At 56.0% G+C, this 13,145-nt stretch carries 13 protein-coding genes; 7 read left to right on the top strand and 6 right to left on the bottom strand.

Features of this window, described 5'->3' with window-relative positions; all coding sequences use genetic code 11:
- Positions 1-66: 66 nt before the first annotated feature.
- Positions 67-528 (top strand): YMGG-like glycine zipper-containing protein, encoded by a 462-nt coding sequence (locus AO242_RS08660; protein ID WP_027899927.1) that lies wholly within the window; start codon positions 67-69, stop codon positions 526-528.
- 57 nt (positions 529-585) lie between these two features.
- On the opposite strand, the gene AO242_RS08655 is transcribed toward AO242_RS08660, so the two are convergent.
- The gene (locus tag AO242_RS08655) at positions 586-1,017 is read right to left on the bottom strand and encodes an acyl-CoA thioesterase (protein WP_099268394.1); all 432 of its coding nucleotides are present in this window, start codon (positions 1,015-1,017) and stop codon (positions 586-588) included.
- A gap of 101 nt (positions 1,018-1,118) precedes the next feature.
- Positions 1,119-3,056 (bottom strand): RecQ family ATP-dependent DNA helicase, encoded by a 1,938-nt coding sequence (locus AO242_RS08650; protein WP_141562195.1) that lies wholly within the window; start codon positions 3,054-3,056, stop codon positions 1,119-1,121.
- 184 nt (positions 3,057-3,240) lie between these two features.
- On the opposite strand from AO242_RS08650, the gene AO242_RS08645 reads away from it, so the two are divergent.
- A complete protein-coding gene (locus tag AO242_RS08645; RefSeq protein WP_099268392.1) occupies positions 3,241-4,056 on the top strand; it encodes a hypothetical protein in 816 nt (271 codons plus the stop codon).
- Positions 4,057-4,457: 401 nt separating this feature from the next.
- Positions 4,458-5,588: a hypothetical protein gene (locus tag AO242_RS08640; protein ID WP_099268391.1), complete on the top strand. Its 1,131-nt coding sequence runs from the start codon at positions 4,458-4,460 to the stop codon at positions 5,586-5,588.
- Positions 5,589-5,957: 369 nt separating this feature from the next.
- Here AO242_RS08640 and AO242_RS08635 read toward each other — a convergent pair whose 3' ends face one another.
- The 3 genes from AO242_RS08635 to hslO form a co-directional block, all read right to left on the bottom strand.
- A complete protein-coding gene (locus AO242_RS08635) occupies positions 5,958-6,167 on the bottom strand; it encodes a DUF6124 family protein (protein ID WP_099268441.1) in 210 nt (69 codons plus the stop codon).
- Positions 6,168-6,777: 610 nt separating this feature from the next.
- Positions 6,778-8,319, bottom strand: a complete 1,542-nt coding sequence (locus AO242_RS08630; protein WP_099268390.1) for a phosphoenolpyruvate carboxykinase — start codon at positions 8,317-8,319, stop codon at positions 6,778-6,780.
- Between the two features lie 178 nt (positions 8,320-8,497).
- Positions 8,498-9,391: an Hsp33 family molecular chaperone HslO gene (hslO, locus tag AO242_RS08625; protein WP_027899921.1), complete on the bottom strand. Its 894-nt coding sequence runs from the start codon at positions 9,389-9,391 to the stop codon at positions 8,498-8,500.
- Positions 9,392-9,493: 102 nt separating this feature from the next.
- Between hslO and AO242_RS08620 the strand changes: the two genes are divergently transcribed.
- Positions 9,494-10,294, top strand: a complete 801-nt coding sequence (locus tag AO242_RS08620) for a phosphatase PAP2 family protein (RefSeq protein WP_099268389.1) — start codon at positions 9,494-9,496, stop codon at positions 10,292-10,294.
- Between the two features lie 125 nt (positions 10,295-10,419).
- On the opposite strand, the gene AO242_RS08615 is transcribed toward AO242_RS08620, so the two are convergent.
- Positions 10,420-10,824 (bottom strand): RNA-binding S4 domain-containing protein, encoded by a 405-nt coding sequence (locus AO242_RS08615; RefSeq protein ID WP_099268388.1) that lies wholly within the window; start codon positions 10,822-10,824, stop codon positions 10,420-10,422.
- Between the two features lie 120 nt (positions 10,825-10,944).
- On the opposite strand from AO242_RS08615, the gene rimA reads away from it, so the two are divergent.
- The 3 genes from rimA to rimK are packed head-to-tail and all read left to right on the top strand — an operon-like array spanning position 10,945 to position 13,128.
- Positions 10,945-11,727: a S6 modification regulatory phosphodiesterase RimA gene (gene rimA / locus AO242_RS08610; RefSeq protein WP_099268387.1), complete on the top strand. Its 783-nt coding sequence runs from the start codon at positions 10,945-10,947 to the stop codon at positions 11,725-11,727.
- Between the two features lie 16 nt (positions 11,728-11,743).
- Positions 11,744-12,226 carry a retropepsin-like aspartic endopeptidase RimB gene (gene rimB, locus AO242_RS08605; RefSeq protein ID WP_027899917.1) on the top strand — a complete coding sequence of 161 codons (483 nt, stop codon included), beginning with the start codon at positions 11,744-11,746 and terminating at the stop codon, positions 12,224-12,226.
- On the top strand, positions 12,223-13,128 hold the full coding sequence (rimK, locus tag AO242_RS08600; RefSeq protein ID WP_020293260.1) for a 30S ribosomal protein S6--L-glutamate ligase: 906 nt from the start codon (positions 12,223-12,225) through the stop codon (positions 13,126-13,128). The genes rimB and rimK overlap by 4 nt, the downstream gene beginning before the upstream one ends.
- Positions 13,129-13,145: the final 17 nt, after the last annotated feature.

The following is a 13,145-nucleotide window of genomic DNA, read 5'->3' as shown; positions in this document are numbered from 1 at the left end:
ATTTGCGTTGCCACAATCTCGGCAGGACCTCAGCATCGGCGCCGTCATCCCTTTGAGGTTCATTGCATGAAGTATTCCTCGATTCTGTTGTTGTCACTCACTCTGGCCAGTGGTCTCGCCTCAGCAGGCGGTACGGTTGAGTCGGGTGTGGGCGGTGCATTGGGTGGGGTACTCGGTTCCGTTGTCGGCCAACAACTGGGCGGCAACACAGGTGCAGCGATTGGCGCAGGCCTGGGTGGCGCAGGTGGCGCAGCCGTCGGTGCCGACCGTCGCAGCCGTACAGAAGCAGCCATTGGCGGCGGTCTGGGCGCTGCGGGCGGTAACGTGATTGGTCGTAGCGTGGGCGGCAGCACGGGTAGCCTGGTGGGCGCAGCCGCAGGTGGCGGTGCTGGTGGCGCACTGGGTAACTATATGGGCAACGAAAGCCGCGCCGATGATCGTGATAACCGTCGCTATCGCGGTGACCGTGGTCCGCGCGGACACGCTCATGGCCACCGTAAAAACAAACACCACTACCGTCACCGTTAAGTGAAGTGTTTGCCCTGACAAACACACTGGCCGCCCATGAAGCGGCCAGTGTTGTTTTCAGACCACTAAAACCTGCAACGCCTCGCGCAGCGTGTCAGGTATGGATACCGGCAGATTGGACCCCCGATCTACAAACACGTGAACAAAGCGCCCCGCCGCACAAGCCTCATCTTCCCCAGCCTTGAACACCGCCAACTCATACTGCACGGAGCTGTTGCCCAACTTCGCAACCCGCAAGCCGACCTCGATCAGATCGGGATAGGCAATCGACGCAAAGTAATCGCACGACGAACTCACCACAAAGCCCACCACCGAACCGTCATGAATATCCAGCCCACCGCGCTCGATCAGGTAGGTATTCACTGTGCTGTCGAAAAAGCTGTAATAGGTCACGTTGTTCACATGGCCGTAGATATCGTTGTCGTGCCAACGCGTGGTGATGGGCTGGAAGTGACAGTAGTTGGCGCGTTGCGGGGTTGTGTTGGTCATGGAGTTCTCTTGTCGTAAGTTGGCATCTGTAGGAGCTGCCGAAGGCTGCGAAGACTGTTTGTCTGACACACCGCGCTCGCAGCCTTCGGCAGCTCCTACAACTATTCAGAGTGGATATTAACCCGCACCCAATCCCTCACCGCCGCATACGGATAATCCTCCAGCTGACCAAAGCCCGGTATCCCTCGCGCTTTGAGTTTGGTGAACAACGGCACGCTGATGCCACACAGGAATCGAGTCACGCAATCGGCACTCGGAACATGGTCTCTGTACTCCTGATGCTTGAGGATAAACGCACCGCACAGCTGTTCGAAGCTCTGCGCTTCCAGCGGTGCCAACGCAGGAGGCTCCGGCAACCGCGCGACATGCCCGGTACAGACTGAGCAGTGCCCGCAGCGGCGTGGCGCCTTGTGATCACCGAAGTAATCCGCCAGCCGACTGCTTAAGCATTGCTCACTGGCGAACAGTTCAAGCATCGCGTGGATCCGCTTGACTTCCGAGGTCTCATGCTCGCTGAAGTACTCATGCAGCTCGACACTAAGCGCCTCAGCATCAAAATCGGTAACCAGCAGGCTGTAGACCTCAGTCATCTGCTTGCTTTCCAGCTCGATCCAGCCTTTCTCCTGAAAATAGTCCAGCGCTGTTACCACCCGTCCACGCTCGGCCTGATACTGCTGATACATCGCATCGAAATCCACCGTCGCCCAGGTTCGCGCCCGTGTGGACGTCGCAACCAAAGCCTCGACAAACTGCCGACGCTCCCCTTCGAAACGCTGCACCAGCGCCTCCGGCTCGATCAGGAACTTGAAGCGGTATTCCGCGAAATAGGCATAGCGCGGCGCGATAATGCCGCGCAACTCCAGTTGCACCAACAAGGTTTTCAGCGGCAGTTGGCGAATATTGGCCTGCTCCGCCAATGGTCCAAGCAGAAATTCCCACTGCCCTTGCGGACCGGCATCCAGTAAATCTTCAAGGACATAACGAATGCCGAACAACTCCGGCGTATCGCCGTAAACGAAGTTTTCCAGCACATTGAGGCTGTCGCGATTGGCTAACACAAGGCAATCAGACGGGGCGCCGTCACGCCCGGCGCGGCCGATTTCCTGGCTGTAGTTCTCAATGGATTTGGGCAGATCGAAATGCACCACGTTGCGGATATCGCTCTTGTCGATGCCCATGCCGAACGCAATGGTTGCCACAATGCAATTGAGCTGGCCGTCCATGAACTGCTGCTGGATAGACTCGCGCTGATCGTGGGGCAACCCTGCGTGATAAGCACTGGCCGCAATGCCGTTCTGCGCCAGGTGCGCAGCGGTGTACTCGGCGGTTTTCTGCAGCGTGACGTAGACGATAGTCGGCTGATCGGGCTTGGCGCCCAGCCACTCCACCAGTCGGCGCCGTTTGTCCCACCCGGTCACAGGTTCGACCCACAGATTCAGGTTGGAGCGATAGAACCCTGTGATGACCACATCCTGCGGCTCGATGGCGAACTTGGCCTGCATGTCGTCAATGACCTGCGGCGTGGCGGTAGCAGTGAGGAGCAGCGCCTGAGGGATATTGAATTCGCGCTGGTAGTCCGGCAGCTTGAGATAGTCGGGCCGAAAGTTATGGCCCCACTCAGAGATACAGTGAGCCTCGTCGACCACTAATAACGAGATCGGCACCTGCGAGATAAAGTGGCGAAAGCGCTCATTCTTCAATCGCTCAACGGAAATCATCAGGATCTTCAGCTCACCTGAGCGCGCCCGGGCCATGACCTGTGAAACGTCATCACGACTCTGTGCTGAATCAATGCTGGCTGCCGAAATACCGTGGCGCTGCAGAAATGCCAATTGATCCTGTATCAGCGCCAGCAACGGCGAAACCACCAGTGTCAGATGCGGAAGCATCAGCGCAGGCAGTTGATAACACAACGACTTGCCCGACCCTGTCGGGAAAATAGCCGCCGCAGAGCGCCCCGCTAACACGGCACTGATAGCGGCTTCCTGCCCCGGACGAAACTCTGAATACCCGAAAACCTGTTCAAGACGCTTGTACATAAGCTGCCACTCCATTGACCTCGACCAAGGTGCGAGACCTTAGCGCGGTCAGCCTGGTCAGAAAACAACCAAAGCATTACAAAAATGAATAAGGATACAGACAAGCACTACTAGCAAAAGGCTATTTACAAGGTTTAACCTTCGCCATCACACGCAGCTTTGCCAAAGGCGAAGGAAACAGGGAATGGAATCCAGCAAACAGCCAAACGACGATGGATCTACACACATCCAGCGCCTGACACCTGGCAAGGTTGACGTTGTATTGGGCGCTCATCCGCGCAAACGCAGGCATGAGCGTCGGCCCAAAGGCACCGGCTATTCAAAATGGCTGATAGTGCTGGCGCTTGCGGTGTTTGCCGGATACCTGCTGTTTCCCCGTACGAAACCTCAAGCTCAGCCTTTGATTGAAAAACCTCTACCCACCGCAGAACAACCGCCGCAGGCCTTGATACCGTCTGCGCCACAGCCTGTTGCAGCCCAGGCTCCGGAACCTTACATCGGACCCAATGTGGTCCGACGGGAATTGCCAGCGCCAGGCGTCCAGCCTCTGGACGAGTGCATGAAGAACGGCAACGTGATCGACGAAACGGTCCTCAACTGCCGCTTTGGCCAGGTCCCAAAGGCTGCTGAGCGAGAACCGGCCAAAGGCATGGTGTCATCCAGGTACATGGCGGACTACAAATCCGACATCGCCCGCTCCAACACCGAACGCCCGACCAAACCTTTCAGCATTGCCAGCGTCAGCTTCAGGGCTGTGGACAGTCGCAGCCGCTATCACGCCGATTTTCGGGTGTTCAACAACCACATCGAAAACAGCAGTGTGTGCATGAACTTCAGCAAAGGCAGCGTCGAAAATCGCGAGTGCCGCCGCGCCGCTGTCGTGTTCTTCAAGGAGTCCTGTCAGGAGTGGACCAAACGCGCTGCCAGAGACCGGGATGAACAAAGCAAACAGACTCAGGAACGCTATTGCGAAGCTAACAGGACGTTTGAGGCGGGGTAAAACGCTGAAACAAGGTCCATTCCTTCAAGGCGCTTTGCGTCATGTGACACCCACGCCCCAAAATCAAAAACGCTCCCACAGGTTGGCGATGATCGCGCGCTCATGATGGACCTGTAGGACCGGCTTTAGCCGGGAGGGCGATATTTCTGGCGAAAGAGATTCAGTGAATGTCACAACGTCGTCCCGGCTAAAGCCAGTCCTACAAGATCAAGAGCAGGCTTGTAGGCACATAAACACCGCATCCGCGAAGTGGTTAGTATCGTGTTCCGTTAAAAACGAATTATCGACGAGATATTCGCTCACAAAACATAGCCAATAACACCAAGTAACAACCCTCCCCAGGCAAAAGCAAACCTACTCATCTAGTCTGCTCCGTACTCATCAAAACACGGAGGTTTCTCATGAGTGTATTTACGATTTTCTTTTGCGGCACAGGCTCCACCAAATATGACACGTTGAATAATAACTACTGGAATGGTGAGTTAATCGCAACGTTGGCCAGTAATATGAACAATAGAGAGTTCGCCGACTGGGTCGTGATTGATGGTCCTGGCAGTGGCAACTTACAAGCCGATGAATTGTTCACTGAGCCCAAGGGTTACGGCTGGACCGGAACCGCGTTTGGTAAGGGCTGGTACGAAAATGTGCAGCATGCGATCAACCTCATCAAAGGTAAGGCCGACTGGAAGCGGACCAAACTGACCGAAGCCGAGTACAAGCGGTTGAAAGCCGCCGGGCTGCCGATCCAGGATGTACAAGAGCCATCGTCCTGGCTGTGGCGCCACTATGACTACGGCGACCGCAAGGTTACACCGCAAGATCTGCAGGAAAAGATCATCAAGATCTTCCGCAAAGGCGGGCTGATACCGACTCAAGTCAACCTGGTCGGCTGGAGCCGTGGCGGTGTCAGCTGCCACATGCTGGCGAATGCCATGGCGGGTGATCCGGCTCTACGTCATATCCCGGTCAATATTTTCGCGGTTGATCCGGTTCCGGGCCCTTTGAACTTCCAGCTTGAGAAGGTTGCGCTCGGGAAAAACGTTAAAGAATACGTCGGCTTTTTCGCTCGGGACGAACGATCCAAAGGCTTCTCGTGCGTTATTCCCAAGACCGATCCCGCTACCAAAGTAAGCATCTTTCCAATGGCTGGGCGTCACGCGACGCTGGTGGGTAACGCATCCCTCAAAGGCTCCGATGGTCCCGGTTCGCTAACGGAAGCGGGCCAGTTGGTCAGGCATTTCGCAGAAGTCTGCCTGACTCGCTGGGGTGCTCCGCTGAACAAAAAACTGGGCCTGTCGCCTGCAAAGGTCAGCGCTCTGCATCAAAGTATTGTCATGCACGAAGCAGCCTTTACCGCGATGCGCAAGTTCACCTACACCGGCCTGACCGAGCAAAACAAAGATGAACGTAAGGTGAGCCATGGCGATAAGGGCACACACTTTTCGTCATTAACGGGTAAAACATTCACGCCACAACCGGGCTTGGCAGCATCGCTGGTTAAAGGTAATGAGGCTTATAAAGATATTCACTAATAAGCTTAGTCATCTGGCTTGATTTTGAAACCGCCCTTATGGGCGGTTTTTTTTGCAAACTCACATTTACTGTGTTAGTGCGGTCAGTGAGTCTCGGCATTCAAGTAAACGCTCACTCTAGGCAGCAGTTACGACTGCGTCCATGAGCCCACACTTGAGCAGACAACACCAGATCCCCGTGGGAGCGAATTCATTCGCGAAAGCGGTGTGTCAGACACAAGTATTTTTCAGGACGAACCCCCTTCGCGAATGAATTCGCTCCTACCGGGATATCCCGTTGCAGTCCGGACCATTGTGAGTTGGCTGATCAAAGCAAACCCGCTCCGCTTTCAAACCCGCAGGACTTTGCCCGCTTGGTTCATCCAGCCTCTACCTCGCCTCTACCCCTTCCAAAGAGCGCTCCACTAACGCCTGAGCCATCTCGACCAGATGCATGACCGAGAATGCCAGATCACGTTTTCGCCCGGAAAGTTGATCGCTGGATTCATAAGCCGTGGCGGCTGCGCAACGCAGAAGGTCGCTGGCACGTGAAAGGTTTTCTTCGAGGTTGATGGATAAATCAGAAGTGTTTTTAAGCATGGTGAAGGTCCAAATCTGAGCAACTGGAGCCATCACTCGCCATTTCCACACGGCAAGAGGTGGCAGCTATGTACGGGGTGGAAAACCGGTCACCAAGCACACCCGGGTCAGACCGAAGTCTGCCCGCACACAGCTACCATAGAGCACTCTTCGTTTGTCGAGTTACTTGATGATACTTGTGCCTGGTCAATGCGGGTTTCCACACCCGACCGCTGATTTTGCAGCGACGGGAGGCAGGCTAGACCCATGATTTGGCAGGCACAAGCGGTTTGGATTCTCTCGGAAACTTCACTCAAGAGATAGAGAGCGATCCTTCGCAATCGTCACATTTGTTGTGTCGGACCGCCTAAAGCAAAGACCCAACGGCATCCCAGACACCACGATGTCACCAACGACATCGAATCCCCGTGGGAGCGAATTCATTCGCGAAAGTGGTGTGTCAGACACACGTATTTTTCAGGAATACCCCCTTCGCGAATGAATTCGCTCCTACCGGGATATCCCGTTTCAGTCCGGACCATTGCGAGTTGGCTAATGGAAAGGAGCTGCCCCACTTTCACACCCACAAAAAAACCGCCCCGAAGGGCGGTTCTTGTTCAGCCAGTCCGTATTACAACTGTGGACCCGCTGCCTTGATCGCGTCGCTTACTTCGAACTTCTTGAAGTTCTCAACGAACAGGCCAGCCAAGGCTTTGGCGGCTTCGTCGTAGGCAGCTTTGTCAGCCCAGGTATTACGTGGGTTGAGCAGGCCGGTTTCAACGCCCGGTACGGCCAATGGCACGTCGAGGTTGATGGTGTCGAGGTGCTCGGTGGCAGCACCGATCAACGCGCCGCTCTGGATCGCTGCAATCACGCCACGGGTGGTCGGGATGTTGAAGCGCTTGCCAACGCCGTAGCCACCGCCAGTCCAGCCGGTGTTAACCAGGTAGACCTTGGAACCGAAACCGCGGATACGCTTGATCAGCAGCTCTGCGTATTCGCCAGCCGGACGCGGGAAGAACGGAGCGCCGAAGCAGGTGGAGAACGTCGACTTGATGCCGCTGCCCGAACCCATTTCAGTAGAACCCACCAGTGCGGTGTAACCCGACAGGAAGTGGTAAGCCGCTTGTTCTTCGCTGAGGATCGACACTGGCGGCAGTACACCGGTCAGGTCGCAGGTCAGGAAGATCACAGCGTTTGGCTCGCCACCGAGGTTTTTCTCGGAGCGCTTTTCAACGTGCTCAAGCGGGTAAGCCGCGCGGCTGTTCTGGGTCAGGCTACCGTCGGCGTAATCAGCCTTCTTGGTATCGTCCAGTACAACGTTTTCCAGCACTGCGCCGTGCTTGATGGCTTTCCAGATAACAGGCTCGTTCTTCTCGGAGAGGTCGATGCACTTGGCATAGCAACCGCCTTCGATGTTGAACACCACGCCTTCACCCCAGCCGTGCTCGTCGTCACCGATCAGGTAGCGGCTTTCGTCAGCAGACAGTGTGGTTTTGCCGGTACCGGACAGGCCGAAGAACAGCGTGACGTCACCCTCTTCGCCGATGTTGGCCGCGCAGTGCATTGGCAGCACGTCAGAGGCCGGCAGCAGGAAGTTCTGCACCGAGAACATGGCTTTTTTCATCTCACCGGCGTAACGCATGCCAGCGATCAATACTTTCTTTTGCGCGAAGTTGATGATCACGCAACCGTCTGAGTTGGTGCCGTCACGCTCTGGAACACATTCGAAGTTGGCAACGTTCAGGACTTGCCACTCTTGACGACCCGCCGGGTTGTACTGAGCCGGGTTGATGAAGAGGCAGCGACCGAACATGTTCTGCCAGGCAGTCTGAGTGGTCATTTTCACAGCAAGGTAGTGGTCTTCAGCAGCGCCTACATGCACGTGAGAAACGAAATGCTCTTGTGCATTGTTGAACGCTTGAACGCGCTCCCACAAAGCGTCGAATTTGTCAGCCGGGAACTTGCGGTTGATCGGGCCCCAAGCGATTGCATCCTGAGTGCTTGGCTCTTCAACGATGAAACGATCGACCGGCGAACGGCCAGTGCGATGGCCTGTTCTCACAACCAGAGCGCCAGTGTCGGAAAGTTCGCCTTCGCCGCGGGCAAGCGCTTGCTTGACCAGGTCGTCGATGCTCAGATCGGTGTACACAGCGTTGTTGGTTTGAGTCATGAGGGTCCCCGTCGGCCAGTGGCCGAGTGCTCCAAACGGTTTTGTAGTAAAAAAACAACCACTACTACAGCGGAAAAGTGGGCCGGATTATGCCAGAAAAGCCCAAGAATGGTAGGCCTCCCGTCAGAACCGCCTCACCGCTGCCCACAGCATGTAGTAAGGCGTAATCCGTGCTTGATTAGTGGCGCGTATCAGATGGCGAGTCGACCCCACCCCCAGCGAAGAGCTGAGCGATATCAGTGGCATCGAAAAGATAGCGCTGATTGCAGAACTGGCAGTCGATTTCGACACTGCCACCATGCTCGATAACCAGTTGCTGCGCATCTTCCAGTCCAAGACTGACCAGCGCATTGGCCGAACGTTCCCGGGAGCAACTGCAACGGAAGCAGAGCGGCTGCACCTCAAACATCCTTACCGGATCCTGGTGGAACAGCCTGTGCAGTACCGTTTCATTGTCCAGGCTCAGTAATTCCTCGGCTGTCAGGGTGCTGGCGAGCGTGGTGACATGCTCCCAGGTGGCGTCGCGCTCTTCCGGATCGGTCTGATGCGCCACTGGCAATTGCTGCAGCAGCAAGCCTCGTGCGCGGTGCCCGTCAGCCTTGAGCCAGAAACGCGTGCCCAGTTGCTCGGACATCACGAAGTAGCTCGACAGACTCTCAGAAAGGTCAACGCCATCCAGAGCGACGATGCCCTGGTAGCGCTTGCCCTTTTTCGGGTCGATGGTCATGGCCAGAGAGCCGTCCGGCATCAGGTCCTGCAGACCGGCGCCGGGTGTCACCAGTGCCTCGTCATACCGAGCAATGCCGCGCAGCTCGCGCTCGCTGGAGCACTCAACCATCAGCAGGGGAACCGCACCGCTGGAGCGTGCCTGAAGAATCAGCAAACCTTCGAATTTCAAGGTGCCTACCAACAACGCAGCAGCGGCCAGAAGCTCGCCAAGCAGTTGCGCGACGGGCTCCGGATAGGGATGTTTGGCCAGGACCTCGGCATAGCTGCGCTCAAGCGCGACCAGTTCACCGCGAACATCGCTTTCGTCAAAAATGAAGCGCTGGGAGTACTCGATATCAGTCATGGGGGAAGGTATCTGAATTGATGACAAATTGATGACAAGCGTCTATAAAGCGCCGTTTCGTGCGTCTGTTACGCGCCTTGCCATGAGAATAAGGGCCATTTTATGGGCTATCCCACACTCTTCCAAGCGAAGTGGAACATCAGCCGATTCGTGCTGTGCAATTTGATCGCCCTAGGGCTACTGGGGATCTGGATGTGGCCAACCGGCCATGCCCTGTTCAACCAGTTTGATGAAGGGCTGTTTCACTTACTCAATCAGCCTCTTGAGCAGAACGTAGTGTGGCGGTCAATATGGACAGTTGCCAGTATGCGTCCTTTCGATGCCGTGGTCGGCTTGATCCTGCTGTGTTTGCTGATCAAAGGTGACTGGGTCTTCAAAACCATTCAGGTGCGTGCAGCGCTGTTTGGATTCGTTTCGATCCTGCTCTTGCTGTTGGTCATTCGCACACTCTTTTCCAAATGGCTGGATCATTCGAGCCTGCAACACGACAGCCCTTCAATGGTGCTGGAGGGCGCCATTCGCTTGAGCGAAATGTACCCTCATCTGGAGAAGGCCTGGGAACTCAAAGACCGTTCCAGCCAAAGCTTCCCGGGCGATCATGCATCGGTGCTGTTGATCTGGGCGATGTTCATGACGGTGTTCAGCCGCACACTGGTTCAGCGTGTTGTGATCTGGGCGCTGGCGCTGCTGTTCATGATGCCTCGCCTGGTGGCCGGGGCTCACTGGGGACAGGACGACTATATTGGCGGTGTACTGATCGCTCTGCTCGCGTTGGGCTGGGGTTATTACACGCCGTTCGCAGCGGTGATGAGCAATCTCTGGCTGAAGGTTACAGCGCCGATTTTCACGCTGTTTGAGAAGTTGCCGGTGGTGAGCCGAATGAGTGTGGTGCGCGGGGTTTGAGCTGATCACAGGTACACCGTAGGACCGGCTTCAGCCGGGAGAGAGTTGGCAGATGCGCCACATCTGTTCGATCAGAAAAATGCCCTCCCGGCTAAAGCCAGTCCTACGGGTTCTCGAGCTTCACCTCAATCGCGCACCGCTCCACGAAAATCGAACAACTGTCGACGCTGCTTCTTGGTCGGTTTGCCGTCTGTGGTAACTCCAAGATTGCCGGCTTTGCGTAGCGCGGCTTGGTTTTCGCGCTTGGTGATGCTTTCCGGGGTTTCGCTGTACAGGGTTTGCGCCTCGGGGGCACCGCGGCGCACGACAGACAACGCCTCAACCACTACCGTGCGCTCATCAAAACCAGTACGGATCTGAAACTGATCACCGATATGCGGTTCCTTGCCGGGCTTGCAACGCTCGCCCCTGCAGTGCACCTTACCGCTTTCAATTGCCGCCTTTGCCAAAGCACGCGTTTTGTAAAAGCGCGCAGCCCAGAGCCACTTGTCCAGACGGACGTTATCTTCTTCGTCTGACTTTTGAGCCATATGAATTCCTCAATCAGGTAGTAGTCTGACTTTACTACGTCAGGAGCACTGTGCAGGGAGCGATTGCGACGATTAACCTGCCTTGTCGTCCCCCAGCAACTTTTATCAATGGAATGCGATATGACTGAATTTCCAACGTCATTGACTTCAAGCCCTGTCGGATGCGACGGCTGCCGGAACAGCCCCGATCTGGATTTTTCATTTGCATTCGCCTACCAGCCGATTGTGGATTTGCGCAGCCAGTCAGTCTTTGCTCACGAAGCACTCGTCAGAGGCATCAACGGCGAAGGAGCGCTCTCAATATTGAGTCAGGTTACGGACAAAAACCGCTATCGCTTTGATCAGCTGTGCCGCACCCACGCCATTGCAGGTGCAGCAGCGTTGGGAATGGAAGAGCGGCTTTCGATCAACTTCCTGCCCAATGCGGTTTATCGACCCGAGTTGTGTATCCGCAGCACGCTTGAAGCAGCACGCCAGCACAATTTCCCACTGGATCGGCTGATCTTCGAGACGATCGAAAGTGAGCACGTCGATAACAATCGCCATTTGACCAACATTCTGCGTGAATACCGCCAGTTCGGTTTCATGACGGCCATCGACGATTTCGGCGCCGGATACTCGGGGCTGACCCTGCTCGCCGACTTTCAGCCGGACTTGATAAAACTCGACATGCAATTAATCAGAGATATTCACCGCGACCGCGCGCGTCAGGCTATCGTTCGCGGGGTTGTCACAATGTGTGCGGAGTTAGGGGTTACAGTCATTGCCGAAGGCATCGAGTGTGCCGAAGAGCGGGACTTCCTCGCAGACTGCGGGATTTACCTGATGCAAGGTTACTGGTTCGCCAGGCCTGCATTCAAAGCATTGGCCCAGATCGATTCAGGGGTCTGGCAGAAAGCATAAGAAGTACGGAAATTCATTGAAAACATTTGATCATCTGACAGTCATCGGCCTGCGCGAGTGGGTGGCGCTGCCCGATCTTGGGGTGGCAGGCCTGCGGGCGAAAATCGATACCGGGGCGAGTACGTCAAGCCTGCACGCCACCGAGATCGAGCCTTTTGAACGCGACGGCCAGAAGTGGGTTCGCTTCAACGCCCATCTGGGCACGGTGGTCCAGTTGCGGCATCGCCGTTGCGAAGCGCTGCTGGTCGCCATGAAAACCATAAAAAGCTCCAACGGTCATGCACAAGTCCGCTATGTCATTCGCACCACCCTGGCTTTGGGTGATCGCGTCTGGCCTGTGGAATTCACGCTGGCCTGCCGCAAAGCAATGCGCTATCGCTTGCTACTCGGCTCCAACGCCTTGATCGATGGCCAACTGGTCGTCAATCCAGGCATTACTTACGTTCAGGACAAACCGGTTTTTCCGGTCTCGACTACCTCTGCCACAGGTGCTGCATGAAGATCGCTGTGCTTTCGCGTAACCCGCGTCTGTATTCAACCCGTCGTCTGGTCGAAGCTGGTATTGAACGTGGCCATGAGATGGTGGTGATCGACACCCTGCGTGCCTACATGAATATCGCCAGCCACAAGCCGCAGATTCACTATCGCGGCAAACCGCTGGAAGGCTTCGATGCGGTGATCCCGCGGATCGGTGCTTCAGTGACTTTTTATGGCTGCGCTGTGTTGCGTCAGTTTGAAATGATGGGCGTTTTCCCGCTCAACGAATCGGTAGCCATCGCCCGTTCGCGGGACAAACTGCGTTCTCTGCAACTGCTCTCGCGTCGCGGGATCGGTTTGCCGGTGACAGGCTTTGCTCACTCTCCGGACGATATTCCTGACCTGATCCAGATGGTCAACGGCGCCCCGCTGGTTATCAAGGTGCTGGAAGGCACCCAGGGTATTGGCGTGGTGCTGTGCGAAACGGCAACGGCCGCAGAATCAGTTATTGAGGCGTTTATGGGCCTCAAGCAGGACATCATGGTTCAGGAGTACATCAAGGAAGCGGGGGGCGCGGATATCCGTTGCTTCGTGGTCGGTGACAAGGTCATTGCTTCGATGAAGCGCCAAGCCAAGCCCGGCGAGTTCCGCTCCAACCTGCACCGTGGCGGCAGCGCCAGCCTGATCAAGATCACACCAGAAGAACGCATGACCGCCATCCGCGCCGCCAAAGTAATGGGTTTGAGCGTTGCCGGTGTCGACATCCTGCGCTCCAATCATGGGCCGCTGGTGATGGAGGTCAATTCGTCGCCGGGGCTGGAGGGTATTGAAGTGACCACTAGCAAGGACGTGGCCGGGATGATCATCGAGTATCTGGAGAAGAACAGCGGCCCGCATATGACGCGGACCAAAGGGAAGGGTTGACTGCAGCTGCAAGCTGC

It is taken from the genome of Pseudomonas sp. ICMP 561 (genome assembly GCF_002699985.1).
Classification (GTDB): domain Bacteria; phylum Pseudomonadota; class Gammaproteobacteria; order Pseudomonadales; family Pseudomonadaceae; genus Aquipseudomonas; species Aquipseudomonas quasicaspiana.
The sequence above is the reverse complement of the archived record's forward strand: the minus strand, read 5'-3'. Positions and strand labels throughout refer to the sequence as shown.

What these genes read in the sequence shown, in the direction of transcription:
- AO242_RS08640 (WP_099268391.1), top strand. Translation starts at nt 4,458, where the DNA reads ATGAGTGTATTTACGATTTTCTTTTGCGGCACAGGCTCCACCAAATAT.
- AO242_RS08615 (WP_099268388.1), bottom strand. Translation starts at nt 10,824, where the DNA reads ATGGCTCAAAAGTCAGACGAAGAAGATAACGTCCGTCTGGACAAGTGG.
- AO242_RS08655 (WP_099268394.1), bottom strand. Translation starts at nt 1,017, where the DNA reads ATGACCAACACAACCCCGCAACGCGCCAACTACTGTCACTTCCAGCCC.
- AO242_RS08660 (WP_027899927.1), top strand. Translation starts at nt 67, where the DNA reads ATGAAGTATTCCTCGATTCTGTTGTTGTCACTCACTCTGGCCAGTGGT.
- AO242_RS08620 (WP_099268389.1), top strand. Translation starts at nt 9,494, where the DNA reads ATGGGCTATCCCACACTCTTCCAAGCGAAGTGGAACATCAGCCGATTC.
- AO242_RS08650 (WP_141562195.1), bottom strand. Translation starts at nt 3,056, where the DNA reads ATGTACAAGCGTCTTGAACAGGTTTTCGGGTATTCAGAGTTTCGTCCG.
- rimK (WP_020293260.1), top strand. Translation starts at nt 12,223, where the DNA reads ATGAAGATCGCTGTGCTTTCGCGTAACCCGCGTCTGTATTCAACCCGT.
- AO242_RS08645 (WP_099268392.1), top strand. Translation starts at nt 3,241, where the DNA reads ATGGAATCCAGCAAACAGCCAAACGACGATGGATCTACACACATCCAG.
- rimA (WP_099268387.1), top strand. Translation starts at nt 10,945, where the DNA reads ATGACTGAATTTCCAACGTCATTGACTTCAAGCCCTGTCGGATGCGAC.
- AO242_RS08635 (WP_099268441.1), bottom strand. Translation starts at nt 6,167, where the DNA reads ATGCTTAAAAACACTTCTGATTTATCCATCAACCTCGAAGAAAACCTT.
- AO242_RS08630 (WP_099268390.1), bottom strand. Translation starts at nt 8,319, where the DNA reads ATGACTCAAACCAACAACGCTGTGTACACCGATCTGAGCATCGACGAC.
- hslO (WP_027899921.1), bottom strand. Translation starts at nt 9,391, where the DNA reads ATGACTGATATCGAGTACTCCCAGCGCTTCATTTTTGACGAAAGCGAT.